Source organism: Acinetobacter sp. 479375 (assembly GCF_000581715.1).
GTDB classification, from domain to species: domain Bacteria; phylum Pseudomonadota; class Gammaproteobacteria; order Pseudomonadales; family Moraxellaceae; genus Acinetobacter; species Acinetobacter ursingii.
In genome coordinates this window covers 374,585-394,462 of sequence record NZ_JEZN01000001.1, presented here as the reverse complement: position 1 = coordinate 394,462, position 19,878 = coordinate 374,585, and the positions used below count along the sequence as shown (strand labels likewise).

The window sequence follows — 19,878 nt, the reverse complement described above, 5'->3', positions numbered from 1 at the left end:
ATCTATTGTTCTGCCTGCTGATATTTAATTAATGATTGGTGGGCAGGATGATCAGTCGGCAATAGTTCGATTAATCGCTCGACCGCATCAATCGCTTCAGGGAACCGCGCCACATGTTTCAGTAACATATCAGTTTCTTTGGCTTTGAAAATCGCATCACTTAAACGTGATTCTAAACAATCTCGCCATGCGCATAGAAATGGACTCTCGGTTTTTGCCAAGAACACGCCTGTATATAACTGTAATGCCGACGATACATAACCAGAATCTAATGCATTTTCAGCCTGTAAAAAATCAGCTTCAACATGTGCCAATAAGCGATAAGGACGTGAGCCGAGCATTCCCCCAAGCACATCGCGTAACTGCGACATTTCAGCTTTTAGCGTTCCCATACTGACCTTACGTTCACCATAAAGTGCCTGATGTAGTGTTTCCAGATTTAAACCTTGCGGACATAGCGCCAAAATACTCAAAATTTCGATCTGGCGTGGTGTTAGCACCAGATTTTTTCCATTAAATAGCACTTGTGGAATAGAAAATGCCCGTATATACAATTGCTGGCGCTGTTGTTCCTGTAAAGCTGTTTGAATGATTGAGGCACAACGTTCAGCAGCTAAAATGCCTAAAGAATTATGATTCGTCCATGTCGTGGATAAATCGATCACTCCAAGCAATTGCCTCGAATGCGGATCAATAATCGGGGCAGCATAACAGACCCAGTCTTGTACCGACTGCATATAATGTTCATTGGAAAATACACAACTAGATTGTCGAGTTTTGATGGATAAAGCTAATGCATTGGTTCCCACCATTTCCTCACCCCACTGCCCACCTTCGACAAAGTGTACCCGTTCAGCCGCACTACGCATCTGTTGACTCGCAGCTGTCCAGATAATGGTACTACCGACATCCCCCACTGCAATCACCATGGATGATTGTTCAGCCACATGTTTCAGATCATTAGCACAATATTGCAAGGCAATATCCAGTGCAGACGGCTGTTTTTGGGCTAAGGACAATAACGGCGCAGCAGATCGTTCTTTGGGAATTGCAGCAGATACCGAGCGTTGCCAAGAACTGGCAATACTTTCATTGACTTGACTCGTTTGTTCTGTCTTGAGAATGCTTTGTTGACGAAGTGTCTCAACCGTGTGGCGCTGTTCCCTGAGCTTTTGTTTTGTAACCATTTGTATATTCCCTGAAAATTGTCATGGTCTCCAACCTTTCTCCAACCTTCGTTTTTATATGCTAACTGCATAGTGTACAAAAGTACCTTATACCAAAGCTGTATAAGCTTCAAATTTGATATGTATATCAATGATAAGCAAAGGAATATTTATATGCGTTACATCGATCCTAATCAACCTGGTTCTAAGGTTCAATTTAAATCTCAATATGAAAACTTTATTGGTGGGCAATGGGTTGCCCCTGTAAAAGGAGAATACTTTGAAAATATCTCTCCTGTCGATGGCAAAGTATTTACAAAAATTCCGCGTTCAAGCGTGGAAGATATCGAGTTAGCATTAGATGCAGCCCACAAAGCTAAAGCACAATGGAACAAAGCTTCACCTACGACGCGTTCTAATTTATTGTTAAAAATTGCTGATCGTCTTGAAGCAAATCTGGAAATGTTAGCGGTTGCTGAAACATGGGACAATGGTAAGCCTGTACGTGAAACACTGGCAGCGGATATTCCATTGGCGATTGATCATTTCCGTTATTTTGCAGGCTGTATCCGTGCTCAGGAAGGCGGCATTTCAGAGATTGATGAAGATACCATCGCCTACCATTTTCATGAACCTTTAGGTGTCGTTGGTCAAATCATTCCGTGGAATTTCCCCATTTTAATGGCCGCGTGGAAACTTGCACCTGCTTTAGCTGCGGGTAACTGTATTGTACTAAAACCGGCTGAACAAACGCCTGTTAGTATTTTGGTACTGGTTGAACTGATCCAAGATCTTTTACCAGCAGGTGTACTGAATATTGTCAATGGTTATGGCGTAGAAGTTGGTCGTCCATTGGCGACGAATCCACGTATTGCAAAGATTGCCTTTACGGGTTCAACCAAAGTCGGGCAACAAATCATGCAATATGCAACTGAGAATATTATTCCAGTCACACTTGAGCTTGGTGGCAAATCACCGAATATTTTCTTTGAAGATATTTTGGACAAAGATGATGACTTCCTTGAAAAAACCTTAGAAGGTTTTGCCATGTTTGCTCTGAATCAGGGTGAAGTTTGCACTTGTCCTTCTCGCGCACTGGTTCAGGAAAGCATTGCCGATCGTTTTCTTGAAATGGCAGTTGAACGTGTTAAAAAAATCAAAACGGGTCATCCATTAGACACTGACACCATGATTGGTGCGCAGGCATCCAAGCAACAGTTCGACAAAATTATTGGTTGTATCGATAATGGTCGAAATGAAGGTGCGCAACTGCTAACAGGCGGTGATGCGCGTCATGATGTGGATGGTGGTTTTTATATTGAACCAACTATTTTCAAAGGCAATAATAGTATGAAAATTTTTCAGGAAGAAATTTTCGGACCTGTCTTGTCGGTCACTACATTTAAAGACTTTGATGATGCGATGCGCATTGCCAATGATACCGTGTATGGTTTAGGTGCAGGTGTCTGGTCTCGCTCAGCGCATACCTCTTATCGTGCAGGTCGTGCGATTGAAGCAGGTCGTGTCTGGACCAACTGTTATCACATTTATCCTGCGCATGCTGCATTTGGTGGTTATAAACAATCAGGTATTGGTCGTGAAAACCACAAAATGATGCTGGATCATTATCAACAAACTAAAAACTTATTGGTCAGTTATTCAACCAAACCGATGGGCTTTTTCTAAAACCAATTTTTAGGCCTTAGACTTCTTTCATTATTATTTAATCCCTCTTTATTTTTCCCATAAGGATAAATAAAAGAGGGATTTATAAAAGAAGTCTATTCAATAAAGAGGTGATTGAGTCACCTCTTTATTTTCAAAAATAATTTGAATTGCCGTTTTATTCTTCATCGAACCTAAATCTAGCCGTATTTTCTTTTAAGCGCTGCTGATCGTACTGTTTTCTTTTTATATGATTTGGCTTAATGTAAAACAATACTCACACGCTGTTTAGATCCTTATGACGCATCATACTTTTTCCAAAACGATTTACGCTATTCAGCACCTTGCTTTTGAAGACTTGGGTTCGCTGGAAGATATTTTTTATCAGTTAGGTTTTCGTATTCGCTATTTCGAGGCAGGTATTGATGATTTAACTCCCGCGCTAAATTATGAAGGTCTTACCGTGATTTTGGGTGGGCCAATTGGCGTTTATGAGGAAGAAGACTACCCTTTTTTAACAGATGAAATTCGCTTACTCCAACAACGGCTTGCCAGTAAAAAACCAACTTTAGGGATTTGTCTGGGTGCGCAGCTCATTGCAAGAGCTTTGGATGCCAAAGTATATGCAGGTCACCAAAAAGAAATTGGTTGGGGTGAACTTGAGATTAAGCCGACTGAGCATAATATTTTAGAACCGCTTGAAGGTGTCTCAGTTTTACACTGGCATGGGGATACCTTTGATTTACCAGAACATGCTACTCTTCTTGCTAGCTCGCCCCTTTATCCACATCAGGCATTTTCAATCGATCAGCATGTACTGGCTTTACAGTTTCATATCGAAGTGGCTGAAGATATGTTTGAACGTTGGCTGATTGGTCATACATGTGAATTGCGTCAGGGTAAGTTCTCAATTCCTCAGTTACGTGAGGAAAATTCACTGCATGCTCAACACCTTGAACATGCGGCATATCATGTGATTAAACAATTTTTAAAACAAAATCAACTATTAAGCTAAAAGAAGGTCTTTTTGACCTTCTTTTAATTTTCCGAAGAAAATAACTCAATCACATCTTGTTCAGTCATCTGCTTGGCTGAAGATAAAAATGGATAATACGTAGGTTTATGATCTACATAAATTTCCAGATGAATTTTTGCTTGTTCAGGTAACTCAAACAATTGTGCATTTAAGCTGTAGTATTCTCGCTCATTGAGTTTGTAATATAAATTGGTGCCACATTCTTTACAGAAATAACGCGCAGCCCATTCTGATGATGCATATTTTCCAATTGATTTTTCACCCGTCACTTTCAAATGATCTGTCACTTCCAGAGTCAAATATGGCCCACCTCCCCATTTTCGACACATAGAACAATGACAAACTGTGATTTGCTCTGGATGAATATTTGTCTCAAATTGCACTGATCCACACAAACATTGACCGAACATGTTGTTTCCTTTTATTGATGTTTAATTGGTTTTCATTTTTTTAGAATTGATTATTATGCTACACAATAAAAAGCCCATCATGTGTTTTTATTCATGATGGGCTTGCTCAAACTGTAAACTTTTATTTCTTGGCAGCTTCTGCTTCAGTCGTAATGTTTACAGTAATTTTATCACCAACATTTGGTACATAGTTTCCGATACCAAATTCAGAACGATTAAATGAAGTGGTTGCATTGAAACCAATTGCAGGGACTTTTGCCATTGGATGTTCGCCTTGCTTATTCAACACAGCGTCCAAAACGACAGGTTTAGTAATCCCTTTAACGGTTAAGTTACCTGTAATTTTGAAATGTTTTTTGTCTTTGGTTTCAACTTTAGTACTTTTAAAAGTGATGTTTGGATATTTAGCGGCATTGAACCAGCCTTCTTCCTGAAACTCTTTATCCAACGCAGTTACGTTTGTATTAACGCTACTGACGGGAATCGTTACTTCTACAGAAGAGTTTGCAGGTTTTGCATTGTCAACTTTAATCACACCTTGAATATCGCTAAAGTTCGCACTTGGTGTAGAAAAACCAAAGTGGTTCCATGAAAATACAGTCGCAGTGTGAGTCGGATCAATTTTATAATCTACTGGCGCAGCTAAAGTTAATGTACTCGCAACTGCAACCGCCAAGCCAAGTGATAATGTTTTTAAACGCATGATTATTTCCTACTGAGTGGATTGTTATTAGTTTATACATTGCTGATTTTAATACACTGTTATTTATAAGACGAATTGTTGCAAGCATGCAACAATCTTGATTTAGTTAATTTATCTTAACAAATCATCATATTCATCTGAAATAAAGCTTATATTTTTAAATATTACTGAATTAAATACTATATTATTTAGATAAAATTAAAAAAATGCTTTTAAGTCTGCTTGTCAACATACAAAAAAACAACAAGCTCGATATGATTTATGCTAAAGATACTACTTTATTAATCAACTTAGGTTATTACATGTCATACACTGCGCAAGCTCAAAGTACCCAAACACCTTATCGAGTGACGCTGACCGATCCCTCTGGACATGTCTGGTACGTCGATGAACCTGAAGAAAAAGGTGGACAAAATTCTGCACCTAATCCTATTTTGCTGCTTCTTTCTGCCTTAGGTGCATGCACGACCGTGACTTTGCAAATGTATGCAGACCATAAACAAATACAACTTGAACATGTACAGGTCGATTTGATTTTAAATCCTCAAGGAGAAAGCGTTTCTTCTGACTCTAATCAAATTGAACGTAACATTAAACTGACAGGAAACTTCACAGAAGATCAGCACAAACGTTTATTAAAAGTTGCTGAAAGTTGTCCTGTACATAAATTGTTGACTTCAAATATTTCAATTCAGACTGAAATGACTTTTTGATTTTGCATTGATGCACTTATCTGAATACACAAGTTTTATCGGTGCTCAGCAATACTGAGATCAAGCTCAACGGTTGCTGAGAAAGCTCAGGTTAAAAGACAAAAAAGTTCAATAATTCTCTTAACCTAGCTTTTCTTGATCATGCTTTTCTTGATCACGAGTTATCACTTTTCCAATGACTTCCGATTTGAACGAAATCAGGCAGTTTATCACTATGAAAGACATTATTTTCGTTATCAACAGCAAATCTGGATACTTCACTCTCATTTTTCGTATGACTTTTTTGATAAAAACTAAATTCTCCTAACACGCCATCAAGTGCAGTCGAGTTTTTAATATCTGCGGCTAAGGCATGAGAGATAGACTGCGCAGGATGATCTATAAACTCGCAGTCACCTGTAACCGTGTGTCCATTTAAATCCACAAATGAAAATTTCATGCCGATCTCCAATTAAAACCACACTATTCAAAAATATATCATAGAAACATTGAATCAAAAAAAATCCCAGCCAAGCTTTTGATTGACTGGGATTACAAACTTTAAGTTTCGCTAAAGTTTATTTTTAGGCCGTTAAAGACTGCACAGCTTCGACTACAGCCTCGGTTGTAATACCAAAGAATTTAAATAGATCTTTAGCAGGTGCAGATTCACCATAAGTGGTCATGCCAATCACTTTGCCATCTAAACCGACAAATTTCCACCAGTAATCCACATGTGCTGCTTCTACAGCCACACGTGCACGGATGTTAGAAGGAAGTACAGCTTCACGGTAAGCCGCATCTTGCTTCATAAATTCTTCTGCACATGGCATTGAAACTACACGTACACCCTCAAGTTGAGCATAAGCATTCATTGCCAGTTCGACCTCTGAACCTGTTGCAATAATAATCGCTTTAAGTTCACCTTTTTCCTGAGCCAATACATAGCCACCTTTTGCAGCATTTTGGATTTGCTCATCACTACGGGTTTGGAATGCCAGATTTTGACGAGACAAGATCAATGCAGATGGACCATCTTTACGCTCTAAAGCAGATTTCCATGCAATTGCCGTTTCAACGGTATCCGCAGGACGCCATGTATTTAGATTTGGAGTAGAACGCAATGAAGCAATTTGCTCTACAGGTTGATGGGTTGGGCCATCTTCACCCAGACCAATCGAGTCATGGGTATAGACATGGATCACACGCTGCTTCATCAGTGCAGACATACGCACTGCATTACGTGCATATTCCATAAACATCAAGAACGTTGCAACATAAGGGATAAATCCACCATGCAAGGCAACACCATTGGCAATCGCAGTCATACCAAATTCACGGACACCATAATGTACATAGTTCCCTGCTGGATTGTCCTGAACACCCACACAACCTTTCCACAACGTCAGGTTTGAACCTGCAAGGTCAGCAGAACCGCCCAATAATTCAGGTAATAACGGCCCAAATGCCTGTAAAGTATTTTGGCTGGCTTTACGAGTTGCAATAGTTTCAGCTTTGGCATTGGTTTGTGCAATAAAGGCATCTGCTTGAGCCGCAAAATCAGCAGGTAAATCACCAGAAATACGGCGCAAAAGTTCAGCTGCTTCAGTTGGATATTTTTCTTGATACGCTGCAAAAACTTTATCCCAAGCTGATTCAACTTGTTGGCCTTTGGCTTTGGCATCCCAATGCTCATAAATGTCAGTTGGAATGACGAAAGCTTCATCTTCCCAACCTAACACTTCACGAGTAAGCTTGATTTCATCTGCACCGAGTGGCGCACCATGACTATCTTCTTTACCTTGTTTATTTGGAGAACCTAAACCAATAATTGTTTTGCAGATAATAATGGTTGGTTTAGACGTTTCAGCTTGCGCTTCAATCGTTGCTTGGCGAATCGCGTCTGAATTATGACCATCAACACGTAACACTTGCCAGCCATAAGATTTGAAGCGTTGTTCTGTATCATCACTGAACCAGCCTTCTACTTCACCATCAATCGAAATACCATTGTCATCATAGTAAGCAATCAACTTACCCAGACCCAAAGTTCCTGCCAGTGAACACGCTTCATGGGAAACACCTTCCATTAAGCAACCATCACCAAGGAAACAATAAGTAAAATGATCAACTACAGTTAAATCAGCTTTGTTAAATTGTGCAGCAAGCGTTTTTTCAGCTAAGGCAAAACCTACAGCATTGGCAATCCCCTGACCTAAAGGACCTGTTGTAGTTTCAATACCTGGTGCATAACCTAATTCTGGATGGCCTGGCGTTTTAGAGTGTAATTGACGAAATTGCTTGATATCCTCAATTGAAACATCGTAGCCCGTTAAATGAAGCAATGCATATTGCAACATTGAACCATGACCATTTGACAATACAAAACGGTCGCGGTTCGCCCATTGAGGATTGGCTGGATTATGGTTTAAAAACTCGCGCCAAACGACGTCTGCAATGTCTGCCATACCCATTGGCGCACCAGGATGGCCTGAGTTTGCCTGTTGTACAGCATCCATAGCCAATACACGAATTGCGTTTGCAATACGACGTTCGTTTAAAGGGGTCGTCATAGGTCAGCGTCCAAATAAATCGATAGAATATAAAAGATGTGCATGAATCGAGATTCAAAAACAGGCTATATTGTCTTAAAAAAACAGGCACGGGTAAAGCCTATGTCGTGATTTTCCGTACTTTTAAATAGTCATTTTGATTGAATTGTGGTGAATCTTGTAGCGATACACAGGTTTTCATTTTTGTATTTTTTAGGCGCATTCGAAATAGATTATTTTTAAATCCACCAAATTCCAGTATAAATAAAATAAAATCAAAGAATTAAGTTTATTTAAAACCTTGTCAAAATGATTGAAAATCGCTCATTTTCTATATTAAATTTCTAGAAAGATCATAAATTTTAAAAAAAAGAATTTTAATCAACTATTCAAAAAAAGAATGAATCACATTCAACTAAAAGCTTAGATGAGTAACTAGACTTCTTTCATCATTGTATAAGCCCTCTTTACTTTTCTCCCATAGCGAGAAATAAAAGAGACATACGAAAGAAATTTATTCGTTAAAAAATAGTAAACTCTTTGTCTTCGAAGCTAGAAATAACGAGTAAACTGATAATTTTTTTGAATCAAAACAAAAACTATCTTAAAAATCAGAAACTAAATTTTAAAGCACTGTCCAGAATCAATCACAACTGATCATTTTATCTAGCCTATATAAGTTTTACTCATACACATATCAGATAAAACAAGGCAAAAATGAAATAAATTCACGCAATTTAGTCAGGTTAAGCTAGTCCTAAAGGGCAAGTCGATGTAACATATTATGTCTTTAAAAATTACTGTGATAGGACTTTCATGCGCGAGTATGCTGTTTTTACTTCGGAATCTGTAAGCGAAGGCCATCCAGATAAAATGGCTGACCAAATTAGTGATGCGATTCTGGATGCGATCTTAAGAGAAGACCCATACGCACGGGTTGCTTGTGAAACATTAGTAAAAACAGGCGCTGTGGTTCTTGCTGGTGAAATCACTACAACAGCCAATGTAGATTTCGAAGCCATTGTACGTCAAACCGTAAATGGCATTGGCTACCATCATTCTGATCTTGGCTTTGACGGTTCAACCTGTGCTGTGATCAACATGATTGGTAAACAGTCTCCTGAAATTGCGCAAGGTGTAGACCGCCAAAAGCCTGAAGATCAAGGTGCAGGTGATCAGGGTCTGATGTTTGGCTATGCCAGCCGTGAAACTGATGTACTTATGCCAGCGCCTATTTCCTATGCGCATCGTTTAATGGAACGTCAGGCTGAATTACGTCGTTCAGGTGTGTTGCCATGGTTACGTCCAGATGCAAAAAGTCAGGTGACTTTTGCTTATGAAAATGGTCGACCTGTACGTCTGGATGCAGTGGTTCTTTCGACTCAACATGATCCTGAAATTTCTCAAACTCAGCTTAAAGAAGCTGTGATTGAAGAAATTGTCAAACCTGTGATTCCAGCAGACATGTTCCATGCAGGTACCAAATTCCATATTAATCCTACAGGTATGTTTGTGATTGGCGGTCCAGTTGGGGATTGTGGACTTACAGGCCGTAAAATTATTGTGGATACTTACGGCGGTATGGCAAGTCATGGTGGCGGTGCGTTCTCTGGTAAAGATCCATCAAAAGTTGACCGCTCTGCTGCTTATGCAGGTCGTTACGTGGCAAAGAATATCGTTGCAGCAGGCTTAGCAGATAAGTGTGAAATTCAGGTAAGTTATGCTATTGGTGTTGCGGAACCTACTTCAATTTCAATCAATACCTTTAATACTGCAAAAGTCGATGATGAGCTGATTATTGCTTTAGTACGTGAACATTTTGATCTACGCCCATTTGGTATTACGCGTATGTTGAATTTGTTACAACCGATGTATAAGCAAACTGCTGCTTATGGTCACTTTGGCCGTGAAGGCACAGATCATGCATTTACTTGGGAAAAGACAGATAAAGTTGACGTTCTTAAGGATGCTGCTGGTCTATAAAGACTCGCTCTATATTTTAAACAAGCCCGCATTTGCGGGCTTGTTTTTATTAGAACCGATCGAAATAGTTAATCTAAAAAAATTAGTATAGTTCCCTAAATACTGGACTGTTAATTGTTTTTTTTATCATTAGAATTTAAAACATCCAGTATCGACTTTTGTTCTGGCGTATCAGTTTCATGTGTCTGAATATAAAACTGCACTGATTTAAATACCATCACAACAGCGAAACACCCCACAATACAAAATATCCACCACCCGTATGGGCTGCGAATGTGTTGTGAACCACAATAAGGACATTCTTTATCTGTAGATGCAACAACCTTATTACAACATGCACAGTTATATTGGTATAGCATAGTTAAACCCTCCCGCAGACCTCTAAACTTGTTTTTCTATTCTGTTCAGCGACAGCTAAATCATTTTAGGCCTTATATTTTTATACTATGTGAAACAGAACAGGATTTCAACGAAACTCAAAAATAATAAATTTATTAATTATCAACAATATACATAAAATACCACTTATAAGATTACATAAAAAATAGAATTATCCACAAAAAAATTGTTAAAATTTATTAATAATCCCTCAGAAGTTGATCATTATGACCCAATTGATTAATAAAGGTGGTTTTCGTGAACGGGCTAATCGTAGTCGGAAATATAAAGAATCCGAAAACGAAAAAACCACTCTGGCTTCAAATAAATATCAGCCTAGTGTAAAAGCCGAGTCAAGCCATGTTGAATCCACAATTGACACGCCATCTGAAACGCAGAAAAATCCAGACACAGATCAATAGTTATTTTTCCTCTTAATACATCTTTTTTTATTATTAAAAAACAATCATACAAGCTCTGAACTAATCCATATAAAGCACCCTTTAACTTTGATTTAAGCTGTTAATCACTTTGTACAAGCTTGAGTCTAACCATGTCAAAACAAATACGATTTAATGCTTTTGAGATGAATTGTATTGCCCACCAATCACCAGGTTTATGGCGGCATCCCCAAGATCGTTCCCGTGAATATAAAGAGCTGGAATATTGGACAGATTTAGCAAAAATTCTGGAAAAAGGTATTTTTGATGGTGTGTTTCTGGCGGATGTATTAGGAATCTATGACATTTATCAGCAAAGTGCAGAACATGCTCTAACAGGTGCGGTACAAGTTCCTGTCAATGATCCACTGCAAGTTGTACCTGCAATGGCAGCGGTAACCAAACATTTGGGCTTTGGAGTCACCACTTCCATTTCATTCGAACACCCTTATCCTTTTGCACGACGCATGAGTACGCTGGATCATTTAAGTAAAGGACGTGTCGGCTGGAATATCGTGACTTCATATCTGGCAAGTGGTTCCAAAAATTTAGGTCTATCCAATCAAGTCAGTCATGATGAACGATATGATATTGCAGATGAATATCTGGAAGTCTTATACAAACTTTGGGAAGGCTCTTGGGAAAATGATGCCGTTGTTGCAGATAAAAAATCGGGAGTCTTTGCAGATTTTAAAAAAGTGCATCCGATTCAGCACAAAGGCAAATATTTTGAGGTTCCTGGTATTCATATTTGTGAACCCTCGCCTCAACGCACACCCGTTTTATATCAAGCGGGTGCTTCAGGACGCGGACAGACATTTGCCAGTCAAAATGCAGAATGTATTTTCATAGCTGCGCCATCCAAAGTAGCGACTAAAAGTATTGTTCAAAGTATTCGCCACAAATTGGTTGAAAATGGTCGTGATCCTTATTCAGCAAAAATTTATGCGCTACTTTCGATTGTCACCGATGAAACTGATGAGAAAGCTCAACACAAATTTAGAGAATATCAGTCCTATGCAAGCTACGATGGTGCTTTAACTTTGTTGTCAGGCTGGTCGGGTGTTGATTTTTCTCAGTATCAATCTAAAGATAAAGTTGAATATATCCAGACAGATGCAATTCAATCACTGCTTGATTCTTATGTCAATGCAGATCCAAACCGTATCTGGACCATAGAAGAAATTGCCAATTGGATTGGCGTCGGTGGTAATGGACCAGTTTTAGTCGGTTCTGCTCAAACTGTAGCTGATGAATTACAGCAATGGGTTGAAGATACCGATGTTGATGGTTTTAATCTCGCCTATATTTTAGCGCATCAAAGTTTTCAGGACGTGGTTGATTTTATCGTGCCAGAATTGCAAAAACGCGGAGTTTATCCAAAGCAGTACAGTGAAGGCACATTAAGAGAAAAGTTATTTCATAATAATGCTCATTTACCAGACTGGCATCGTGGAGCAGCTTATCGCAAAACCAATCTATCACCTTTCAGGGCAGCAGTTTAGAATCGGCATTTAAGCCACAAAAAAGCCGAATCACATGATTCGGCTTTTGCATATAATCGTTTCACATCAAACTTATTTTAATCTTTGTCTTTGTGTTCGATTTTCTTCACTTCTGGTGTCACTTCACGCGCTTCCCCATCGATTACGCTTGAATCACGATACTGACCGCCTGACTGCTGATTTTGCATATCCTGCATTTGACGCATCATATCGGCGAAAGGATTTTGTCCCGCTTGACCACCAGCACTTCCCATCATACCGCCCATCATTTTATCCATCATGGCTTGTTGGCGTTTTGCCATAGTTTTCATTAGGGCATTTTGGAAAGCTTTCTGTACAGCAGGAATCAAAATCAAAACAGCTAAAATATCAGAGATAATTCCCGGTAACATCAGCAGAAAACCAGCCATTGCCATGGCAAGTTTTTTGCTCACTGCGGGATCTGTTCCAAGTTGTCCTGTCATTTGCATTTGCTGCAACTGTGGCATAATCCCAGAAGTACTGGAACGCAACATGTTTAGCCCGATAAAGAACGCGATAATAAACCAGAAAAAAACATACCAACCGCTCACAAATTGGGCAATACCAATCCATACAGCAATTTCGAGAATCGCGCCAAAAACAACAATCAATAATAAATTCATGTAAAACGTATCTATCTCAAAAATAAATGTTTGCAGCAGTATTAAACACTGATCTCAATTGAATCAAGATTTTTTAATGCTGTTATGTAACAATATGGGCAATCTTTTATTTTTAAAGTCTGTTATGCCATTAATTATAGGAATTGATCCGGGTTCGCGCCTTACAGGTTATGGCATCATTGAAAAAGATGGCGGTCAGTTACGTTTTATTGACGCTGGAACCATACGTACGGAAAGTCAGGACATGCCTGAACGCTTAAAACGGATTTTTGCAGGGGTTGAACGGATTGTAAAATTTCATGGACCGACCGAAGCCGCAGTCGAACAAGTATTTATGGCACAAAATCCTGATTCTGCTCTTAAATTAGGTCAAGCACGTGGTGCAGCGATTGCAGCTTTGGTGAATCTGGATTTACAAGTGGCTGAATATACCGCACGACAAATTAAACAATCTGTAGTCGGTTATGGTGCAGCAGATAAAGAGCAAGTCCAGATGATGGTCATGCGGATTTTAAGCTTAACGATCAAACCTCAAGCCGATGCTGCCGATGCGCTGGCCGCTGCCATTTGTCACGCCCATGTATCTGGAAGCATGAGCAAAATGGCAGTTTTAAATGCTCTGGGTGGCATGGCACGTGGACGTAGTCGGTATAACAGTAGAAGGCGCTAAGTTCAATTAAACATTCACAAGCTGATAAATTGCCTCTGACATGTGCTGTGCCTGAATTCCTCTTTGACCCTTTTCAGCCAACAAATCACCTGCTTTTCCATGTAAAGTGACAATGTCTGAAAGTGCAATCTCTGCATGGAACTGCGCTTTTAGACTAGCCACCATGCCTGCCAATACATCACCCATCCCGCCTGTCCCCATCCCTGCATTACCACTGGAGCAGACAAATAACGTATTATTTTCCAAAATCAAACTGCCAGAGCCTTTCAATACCCAATTGCCCTGATATTTCTGTTGTAGTTGATCAATTGCTGCCACTCGATCTTGTTCAATTTTTTGAACAGTCGTATTCAGTAATCGTGCTGCTTCAGCCGAATGTGGTGTTAAATAGATATTTTCATGCAAATCAGTATTTCTTTCTTCTGCCAAAAACCAAAGCGCATCTGCATCTAATACAATTTCAAGCTGAGTTTGGCTTTTTAAGATTTTAAACCACCGCTTAAAAATCTGTGCTGACTTATCATCTCGCCCCAAGCCCATTCCAAAACAAACGGCATCGATCTGACGAAGTAATGCTTCAATTTTTTCCTGATCAAATTGATCAATATCTTGCACCATAATATTTGGAGCACGTGACAATATGGCTGAATGATGGGATGCATCACAAATTACAGTGACTTTGCCTGCACCTGCATGAAAAGCCGCCTCTGCCGCCATGATCACAGCTCCGCCCATATTGGCATGACCACCCACCACTAACACATGTCCATAACTTCCCTTATGACCAAAAGCCTGACGTTTGGGTAACTGAATATGTGAAGATGTAAGATAAGCCACTGGCCGTAATTCCTCATCACATGGAATCAATGAAATAACTTCTAGTTGCCCCACATATTCTTTGGCTTGTCCTGTCACCAGTCCTACTTTTATTGCCAAAGCCGTAAAAGTAATATCGGCTTTGATTGCGACTGGTAAGGTCTGACCCGTATTAGCATGCAATCCGCTTGGAACATCAATGGCAACTTTTAAACCAGTTAACTGATTAAAATGTTGAATCGTATTTTGCCAGCTTTGATCAAGCTCACGATTTAAACCGATTCCAAATAACGCATCAATATGACAATCAAATTGATCTGGAACTGCAAAATTTGGCTCAATCTGTATTTTATGAAGCTGCGCGTAAAGAATCACTTGCTTTAAATCTGAAGAATCACCTGTTGATGCTGCAAATATTTGAACCTCATAGCCTTTTTGAGACAAATAAGCAGCGGTATAGTAACCATCCCCTGCATTGTTTCCAGAACCACACCAGACTGCAATTTTTTCAATGCTTAGGTTTTTTTGTAAAATGTATTGATCCAGTCGTTCAGCAATCGTCCATGCCACTTGCTGCATGAGACCTAAAGAAGAATTGTGCTGTGCAAACCAACGCTTTTCCCATGCTTGAATACTTTCACGATTATAAACAGGGCTATGGTAAACTATGCTTCGCATTGTTCTTCTTCCTCATTATTCTTGGCATATGTCATCTATTTCTTCAGCAGCTTCTATTCCTGTTCTTCAACATGATGCCATTGCGCTTAAACAATGGATCAAACAACAGGCTTTGGCACTGGGTTTTGCTGATTGTGTCATTGCCAAACCAGATGCTCAAGCACAAATGCCGCGTTTTGAGGAATATTTAAAACGTGGCTACCATGCAGATATGCACTATTTAGAGGAAAATCTGGAAAAACGTGCAGATCCAAAATTGCTCGTTCCAGGAACAAAAAGCATCATTTGTGTGCGCATGAACTATCTGGTGGAAACACCAAAACCGCGCTATGTACCAGATGAACCCAACTCAGCCATTATTGCTCGTTATGCACGAGGACGCGATTATCATAAAGTGATGCGGGGACGTTTAAAAACTCTTGCCTCAAAAATTAAGGAAAAAGTTGGGGAATTTGAATCACGTCCTTTTGCAGACTCGGCCCCGATCTTCGAAAAGTCACTGGCTGAAAGCGCAGGAATGGGTTGGACAGGTAAACATACCCTGCTTATTCACAAGAAATCAGGCTCTTTTTTTGTGTTAGGTGAATTATTTACCTCACTCGATTTGCCTTTTGATGAACCTGCTACAGCACATTGTGGTTCTTGCAGTGCCTGTATCGATATCTGTCCGACTCAAGCGATTGTTGAACCTTATATGCTGGATGCACGTAAATGTATCGCTTATCTTACCATTGAATATAAAGGAATTATTCCTGAAGAATTGCGCAGTGGGATTGGCAATCGCATTTTTGGCTGTGATGATTGTCAGCTCATTTGTCCGTGGAATAGTTTTGCAAAAACAGCCTCAATTCCTGATTTTGATCCCCGACATGGACTGGACAATATTTCATTGATAGAAATCTGGAACTGGGATGAAGCTACATTTTTAAATAACACCGAAGGCAGTCCGATTCGTCGCACAGGCTATCAATCCTTTAAACGTAATATCGCCATTGGATTAGGTAATGCACTCTATTCTGAGTTAACTGTTGAGCAACTAATACAAGCGAAAGCACAACATGATGACATCGTGAATGTGCATATTGACTGGGCAATTGAACAACAATTATTAAAGCAACGCGCAAGTCAGTAAAAATGATGTTTTTTGCCCTATAGCTTTGGCATGAATTCTGTATGATAAGTTGCTAGTAAATGCAATCATCATGGATTATGACAATGACCTTACGTAATGATTGGACTCGTAATGAAATCCAAGCACTTTATGATCAGCCATTTTTAGATCTGGTTTTTCAGGCGCAACAAGTGCACCGTCAATATTTTTCTGCCAATACGATTCAGGTCAGTACCCTATTATCCATCAAAACAGGCAAATGCCCCGAAGATTGCAAATATTGTTCGCAATCGGCACGTTACGATTCAAAATTAGAAGCAGAAAAACGTATTGCTGTTGAAAAAGTCATTTCTGAAGCAAAAGCAGCCAAAGAATCAGGTTCGTCACGTTTTTGTATGGGTGCTGCTTGGCGCAATCCCCATGAACGCGATATGCCTTATGTACTGGAAATGGTACGCGAAGTCAAAGCACTTGGCATGGAAACCTGCATGACGCTTGGAATGCTCAACCAATCACAAGCTGAACGCCTATATGATGCAGGTCTAGATTACTATAATCACAATCTGGACACTTCACGCGAATATTATAGCAATATCATTAGCACCCGTACCTTTGATGATCGTTTAAATACTCTGGATCATGTACGCAATGCAGGCTTGAAAGTCTGTAGTGGCGGGATTGTTGGTTTAGGTGAAGATAAACAAGATCGTATTGGATTATTGTATGAGCTTGCAACTTTACCCATTCACCCTGAATCTGTGCCGATTAATATGTTAGTTCCAATTGAAGGAACACCACTGGCTGATGTTGAAAAGCTGGAAGTGACTGAATGGATTCGTACGATTGCCGTTGCGCGTATTATCATGCCGCAAAGTTATATCCGACTTTCTGCAGGACGTGAGTCATTAAGCGATTCTGATCAGGCACTGGCATTTATGGCTGGAGCAAACTCTTTATTCTCTGGCGATAAATTACTCACCACCCCAAATGCGGGTGAAGGCAGAGATCAACAGCTTTTCGCAAAATTAGGATTAGTCGCTGAAAAACCAAAAGTTTCTGTTCGAGAAATGGCTATCGATGCCATGAGCGCATAACACCTCAGTTTAATATGATCTCAGCCCTCTTAACTAAGAGGGCTTTTTTATGATGTCACTAAAATGCCATATTGAGCAGTGAGATACATACCTTCACGAATCAAATCTTCCCCTGCTGCGTGTTTTACAGTGAGTTGCTGCGTAAGGACGTCGAAACTCAATGAGTCAAAAATATCCTGATGTTGCATCAACCATATAATGGTTTGATCGAGTTGATTGGTAACGATGTGCTGATCACGATTTGAAGTATTCGACATATTTACGCTCAGTTTGCTTTTTTATAAAAATTAACTGTGAGTTTATAACTGATTCTGCACCAGGTAGATGTGGGATTGAGTGGGATATTATGGGATTAAATGGGATTAAATGGGATTAAATGGGATGAAACTTTTGATATGAAAGACTTTGAAGATTTTTTGGGGCAAATTTAGCCGCGTTTTAAATTTACCCGTTATTCTGCACTGATTTTATCAGTTAGAGAATTTGATTAAGATTTTTGGATTTTATTTTGCACTTGTTGGATGACTGGAATTTGGTTCAATAAACTTTCTACTGTTGAACCAACCGTTTTAGTGATCGTTCGATTTGGTGATTGTAGATCGTCTAGTGTGAACTCTAATTTGAATAATTCGCTTCCTGCAATCTTTAGTTCAAGTGTTATATTCTGTTGCTCAGATTCGTTAAGAAAGATATCTAACGCCTTACTTGGTAATTTTACCCCTGCTTGCTTTAATGTTTGTACATTAAAGCGATTTGTTGTTTCATGCATATTAGCTTGTACTCCTTATTAATTCGTCTAGTGTGGTCTTCATTGCTTCTTTGTAAGCTGCGTTGCCATAGTACAGATCATAGATAATCGAAATCAATTCAGATTTTGCAGTAGACGACATTGTACGTCGTGTATCGAGTAAGGCTTGTTCAATTGTATAGATACATTCTTGTAATAGTTCAGCTTTTAGTTCGGTTTCTTCGTTTAAATTGTCATAAATACTCACTACAAACTTTGCTTTTGACTGAGGTGTCATTGTGCGGTTTGTAACTTTTAAAGCTTTGTCCATTGTGTCAAATGCTTGTGCCAAGAGGTCAGTATTTAGGGATATTTGGGTATTTAAATTTTTTTGTTTAGCCCCCTGATTCACCTGATTATTTATTTTTTGATCTGATATAAATGGCTCTCCAATACCTGTTGTAAGCCATGCAGGGTTGGCTCCTGTAGCAACACAAATTTTGTTTACAGTCCCATTATGAAGTGATGACCTTCCTTCCTTCCATATTCCTGTGAAAGTACCTTTAGATAAACCAACTCTTGTAGCAAAGCTATAAGGTTTCTCCAGTTCATTCTCAGTCATTAACAACTTGATTCTCTCTTTGAGAGGGTTCTCTAGTTCTGAATTATTTTTAGTGTTTAAAGAACTCATGACAAAAAAATCACCATTAATGAAAATAAAATAACATTTTGAAAAACATAAATATTTTCAAAAATAAATATTAATAAAGTTCTTTATATTAAAAAGAACCGCTGACAGTTCTTTTTTAAGAACTTATATTGTCGTTAGATTAAGTAAATACCTAGTCTAACAAGTTAAAAAAAATGCCATCTGGCACTTAAGGAGTTCATATGGGATTCGAGAAAAAGCCCACAGAACAATGGGATAGATACAGCATTAAAGCTGAAATTGAGCGACGTGGTAAGTCAATCACTCAATTGGCTAAAGACTACGGTATGTCTGATCGGAGAGTTCGTAATGCGTTGTATCACCCCAGTAAAAAGGGAGAGCTTGTGATTGCGAACTTTTTGGGAAAAACTTTGCACGAGCTATTTCCAGAGCGTTGGACAATCGATAACAAGCGTATCTACCCTCGATACAGCAATAAGGAATGTGCTTAATGAAAACACATTACAGTGTTGCTGAATTATTAGCTTTAGAACTAGAAGGTTTGCCTAAAACTCAGAAAGGTTTAGATAAATTTCTAGCTCGAAATGGATTTGAGTATAAAGAAATTCCAAGTCGTGGAAAAGGGGGAATGCGTAAAGAATACGAACTTCCAAACGATTTAATGACACTTGTGGTTCTTAAAGGTATTAAACAAGAACTGAATGTAGCTGAACCAACTATGGTGACTAAAACTGAATTGTCAACTGTGATTGATACTCAGCAACCGACAGAGTTGATGAATTGGCAACGTGAAATAGCTGAAAATCGCTTATTTATCGTGCGTTATTTGCAAAGCCAGATTAATGCAGGTGCTAAGAAAACACCAGCCATTCAAACTTTTATTGAGCAAGCTTATGAAGGCGCTTTACCTGCGGATATATAACACGCTGTTTCTAAAG

22 protein-coding genes are annotated in these 19,878 nt (G+C 39.2%); 11 read left to right on the top strand and 11 right to left on the bottom strand.

All coding sequences use genetic code 11. From position 1 onward, the window contains the following. Positions 1-2 precede the first annotated feature (2 nt). Positions 3-1,187, bottom strand: coding sequence for a helix-turn-helix domain-containing protein (locus J500_RS02005; protein WP_004997631.1), 1,185 nt, complete (start codon positions 1,185-1,187; stop codon positions 3-5). Between the two features lie 153 nt (positions 1,188-1,340). Between J500_RS02005 and J500_RS02000 the strand changes: the two genes are divergently transcribed. Together J500_RS02000 and J500_RS01995 are read left to right on the top strand one after the other, a co-directional pair. Next, a complete protein-coding gene (locus J500_RS02000; RefSeq protein ID WP_004997628.1) occupies positions 1,341-2,852 on the top strand; it encodes an aldehyde dehydrogenase family protein in 1,512 nt (503 codons plus the stop codon). Between the two features lie 277 nt (positions 2,853-3,129). After that, positions 3,130-3,846 carry a glutamine amidotransferase gene (locus J500_RS01995; RefSeq protein WP_004997627.1) on the top strand — a complete coding sequence of 239 codons (717 nt, stop codon included), beginning with the start codon at positions 3,130-3,132 and terminating at the stop codon, positions 3,844-3,846. Between the two features lie 23 nt (positions 3,847-3,869). Here the strand turns inward: J500_RS01995 and J500_RS01990 are convergent, their stop codons facing one another. Further along, positions 3,870-4,277, bottom strand: a complete 408-nt coding sequence (locus J500_RS01990; RefSeq protein ID WP_004997626.1) for a GFA family protein — start codon at positions 4,275-4,277, stop codon at positions 3,870-3,872. A gap of 121 nt (positions 4,278-4,398) precedes the next feature. Further along, positions 4,399-4,980, bottom strand: a complete 582-nt coding sequence (locus J500_RS01985; protein ID WP_004989182.1) for a YceI family protein — start codon at positions 4,978-4,980, stop codon at positions 4,399-4,401. Positions 4,981-5,282: 302 nt separating this feature from the next. Here J500_RS01985 and J500_RS01980 point away from each other — a divergent pair, with 302 nt between their 5' ends. Then, the gene (locus J500_RS01980; protein WP_034697895.1) at positions 5,283-5,693 is read left to right on the top strand and encodes an OsmC family protein; all 411 of its coding nucleotides are present in this window, start codon (positions 5,283-5,285) and stop codon (positions 5,691-5,693) included. A 154-nt stretch (positions 5,694-5,847) separates the two neighbouring features. Here J500_RS01980 and J500_RS01975 read toward each other — a convergent pair whose 3' ends face one another. Both J500_RS01975 and tkt read right to left on the bottom strand, forming a co-directional pair. Then, positions 5,848-6,132, bottom strand: a complete 285-nt coding sequence (locus J500_RS01975; RefSeq protein ID WP_004989184.1) for a hypothetical protein — start codon at positions 6,130-6,132, stop codon at positions 5,848-5,850. A 124-nt stretch (positions 6,133-6,256) separates the two neighbouring features. After that, positions 6,257-8,245, bottom strand: a complete 1,989-nt coding sequence (gene tkt / locus J500_RS01970) for a transketolase (RefSeq protein ID WP_004997623.1) — start codon at positions 8,243-8,245, stop codon at positions 6,257-6,259. Positions 8,246-9,040: 795 nt separating this feature from the next. Between tkt and metK the strand changes: the two genes are divergently transcribed. Then, positions 9,041-10,207: a methionine adenosyltransferase gene (metK, locus tag J500_RS01965; RefSeq protein WP_004997619.1), complete on the top strand. Its 1,167-nt coding sequence runs from the start codon at positions 9,041-9,043 to the stop codon at positions 10,205-10,207. Between the two features lie 110 nt (positions 10,208-10,317). On the opposite strand, the gene J500_RS01960 is transcribed toward metK, so the two are convergent. Beyond that, positions 10,318-10,566, bottom strand: a complete 249-nt coding sequence (locus tag J500_RS01960; RefSeq protein WP_004997617.1) for a hypothetical protein — start codon at positions 10,564-10,566, stop codon at positions 10,318-10,320. 246 nt (positions 10,567-10,812) lie between these two features. Between J500_RS01960 and J500_RS01955 the strand changes: the two genes are divergently transcribed. After that, positions 10,813-11,007 carry a hypothetical protein gene (locus J500_RS01955; protein WP_004997608.1) on the top strand — a complete coding sequence of 65 codons (195 nt, stop codon included), beginning with the start codon at positions 10,813-10,815 and terminating at the stop codon, positions 11,005-11,007. 131 nt (positions 11,008-11,138) lie between these two features. Further along, positions 11,139-12,530, top strand: coding sequence for an LLM class flavin-dependent oxidoreductase (locus tag J500_RS01950; protein WP_004997607.1), 1,392 nt, complete (start codon positions 11,139-11,141; stop codon positions 12,528-12,530). Between the two features lie 77 nt (positions 12,531-12,607). Here the strand turns inward: J500_RS01950 and J500_RS01945 are convergent, their stop codons facing one another. After that, positions 12,608-13,174 (bottom strand): FxsA family protein, encoded by a 567-nt coding sequence (locus J500_RS01945; RefSeq protein ID WP_004997605.1) that lies wholly within the window; start codon positions 13,172-13,174, stop codon positions 12,608-12,610. Positions 13,175-13,298: 124 nt separating this feature from the next. Here J500_RS01945 and ruvC point away from each other — a divergent pair, with 124 nt between their 5' ends. Further along, on the top strand, positions 13,299-13,844 hold the full coding sequence (gene ruvC, locus J500_RS01940) for a crossover junction endodeoxyribonuclease RuvC (protein ID WP_034697892.1): 546 nt from the start codon (positions 13,299-13,301) through the stop codon (positions 13,842-13,844). Positions 13,845-13,850: 6 nt separating this feature from the next. On the opposite strand, the gene J500_RS01935 is transcribed toward ruvC, so the two are convergent. After that, positions 13,851-15,338: a bifunctional ADP-dependent NAD(P)H-hydrate dehydratase/NAD(P)H-hydrate epimerase gene (locus J500_RS01935; protein ID WP_004997601.1), complete on the bottom strand. Its 1,488-nt coding sequence runs from the start codon at positions 15,336-15,338 to the stop codon at positions 13,851-13,853. A gap of 28 nt (positions 15,339-15,366) precedes the next feature. Here J500_RS01935 and queG point away from each other — a divergent pair, with 28 nt between their 5' ends. Continuing rightward, positions 15,367-16,470, top strand: a complete 1,104-nt coding sequence (gene queG / locus J500_RS01930; RefSeq protein ID WP_004997600.1) for a tRNA epoxyqueuosine(34) reductase QueG — start codon at positions 15,367-15,369, stop codon at positions 16,468-16,470. 83 nt (positions 16,471-16,553) lie between these two features. Then, positions 16,554-17,543, top strand: a complete 990-nt coding sequence (gene bioB, locus J500_RS01925) for a biotin synthase BioB (RefSeq protein WP_004997598.1) — start codon at positions 16,554-16,556, stop codon at positions 17,541-17,543. 47 nt (positions 17,544-17,590) lie between these two features. Here the strand turns inward: bioB and J500_RS01920 are convergent, their stop codons facing one another. From J500_RS01920 to J500_RS01910, 3 genes are all read right to left on the bottom strand, one after another. Further along, the gene (locus tag J500_RS01920) at positions 17,591-17,800 is read right to left on the bottom strand and encodes a hypothetical protein (protein WP_004989206.1); all 210 of its coding nucleotides are present in this window, start codon (positions 17,798-17,800) and stop codon (positions 17,591-17,593) included. A 230-nt stretch (positions 17,801-18,030) separates the two neighbouring features. Beyond that, positions 18,031-18,312 (bottom strand): hypothetical protein, encoded by a 282-nt coding sequence (locus tag J500_RS01915; RefSeq protein ID WP_004997596.1) that lies wholly within the window; start codon positions 18,310-18,312, stop codon positions 18,031-18,033. Between the two features lies 1 nt (position 18,313). After that, on the bottom strand, positions 18,314-18,961 hold the full coding sequence (locus J500_RS01910) for a helix-turn-helix domain-containing protein (protein ID WP_004997595.1): 648 nt from the start codon (positions 18,959-18,961) through the stop codon (positions 18,314-18,316). Positions 18,962-19,161: 200 nt separating this feature from the next. Between J500_RS01910 and J500_RS01905 the strand changes: the two genes are divergently transcribed. Both J500_RS01905 and J500_RS17655 read left to right on the top strand, forming a co-directional pair. Continuing rightward, positions 19,162-19,431, top strand: a complete 270-nt coding sequence (locus J500_RS01905; protein WP_034697785.1) for a helix-turn-helix domain-containing protein — start codon at positions 19,162-19,164, stop codon at positions 19,429-19,431. After that, positions 19,431-19,862, top strand: coding sequence for a hypothetical protein (locus J500_RS17655; protein ID WP_004997593.1), 432 nt, complete (start codon positions 19,431-19,433; stop codon positions 19,860-19,862). The genes J500_RS01905 and J500_RS17655 overlap by 1 nt, the downstream gene beginning before the upstream one ends. The last annotated feature ends 16 nt before the right edge of the window (positions 19,863-19,878 follow it).

Coding starts and splice junctions, on each gene's coding strand:
- J500_RS01980 (WP_034697895.1), top strand. CDS start 5,283: ATGTCATACACTGCGCAAGCTCAAAGTACCCAAACACCTTATCGAGTG.
- J500_RS01920 (WP_004989206.1), bottom strand. CDS start 17,800: ATGTCGAATACTTCAAATCGTGATCAGCACATCGTTACCAATCAACTC.
- J500_RS01915 (WP_004997596.1), bottom strand. CDS start 18,312: ATGCATGAAACAACAAATCGCTTTAATGTACAAACATTAAAGCAAGCA.
- tkt (WP_004997623.1), bottom strand. CDS start 8,245: ATGACGACCCCTTTAAACGAACGTCGTATTGCAAACGCAATTCGTGTA.
- J500_RS01935 (WP_004997601.1), bottom strand. CDS start 15,338: ATGCGAAGCATAGTTTACCATAGCCCTGTTTATAATCGTGAAAGTATT.
- J500_RS01955 (WP_004997608.1), top strand. CDS start 10,813: ATGACCCAATTGATTAATAAAGGTGGTTTTCGTGAACGGGCTAATCGT.
- J500_RS01995 (WP_004997627.1), top strand. CDS start 3,130: ATGACGCATCATACTTTTTCCAAAACGATTTACGCTATTCAGCACCTT.
- J500_RS01985 (WP_004989182.1), bottom strand. CDS start 4,980: ATGCGTTTAAAAACATTATCACTTGGCTTGGCGGTTGCAGTTGCGAGT.
- ruvC (WP_034697892.1), top strand. CDS start 13,299: ATGCCATTAATTATAGGAATTGATCCGGGTTCGCGCCTTACAGGTTAT.
- J500_RS02005 (WP_004997631.1), bottom strand. CDS start 1,187: ATGGTTACAAAACAAAAGCTCAGGGAACAGCGCCACACGGTTGAGACA.
- J500_RS01910 (WP_004997595.1), bottom strand. CDS start 18,961: ATGAGTTCTTTAAACACTAAAAATAATTCAGAACTAGAGAACCCTCTC.
- J500_RS02000 (WP_004997628.1), top strand. CDS start 1,341: ATGCGTTACATCGATCCTAATCAACCTGGTTCTAAGGTTCAATTTAAA.
- J500_RS01960 (WP_004997617.1), bottom strand. CDS start 10,566: ATGCTATACCAATATAACTGTGCATGTTGTAATAAGGTTGTTGCATCT.
- J500_RS01945 (WP_004997605.1), bottom strand. CDS start 13,174: ATGAATTTATTATTGATTGTTGTTTTTGGCGCGATTCTCGAAATTGCT.
- bioB (WP_004997598.1), top strand. CDS start 16,554: ATGACCTTACGTAATGATTGGACTCGTAATGAAATCCAAGCACTTTAT.
- J500_RS01905 (WP_034697785.1), top strand. CDS start 19,162: ATGGGATTCGAGAAAAAGCCCACAGAACAATGGGATAGATACAGCATT.
- J500_RS01990 (WP_004997626.1), bottom strand. CDS start 4,277: ATGTTCGGTCAATGTTTGTGTGGATCAGTGCAATTTGAGACAAATATT.
- metK (WP_004997619.1), top strand. CDS start 9,041: ATGCGCGAGTATGCTGTTTTTACTTCGGAATCTGTAAGCGAAGGCCAT.
- J500_RS17655 (WP_004997593.1), top strand. CDS start 19,431: ATGAAAACACATTACAGTGTTGCTGAATTATTAGCTTTAGAACTAGAA.
- J500_RS01950 (WP_004997607.1), top strand. CDS start 11,139: ATGTCAAAACAAATACGATTTAATGCTTTTGAGATGAATTGTATTGCC.
- queG (WP_004997600.1), top strand. CDS start 15,367: ATGTCATCTATTTCTTCAGCAGCTTCTATTCCTGTTCTTCAACATGAT.
- J500_RS01975 (WP_004989184.1), bottom strand. CDS start 6,132: ATGAAATTTTCATTTGTGGATTTAAATGGACACACGGTTACAGGTGAC.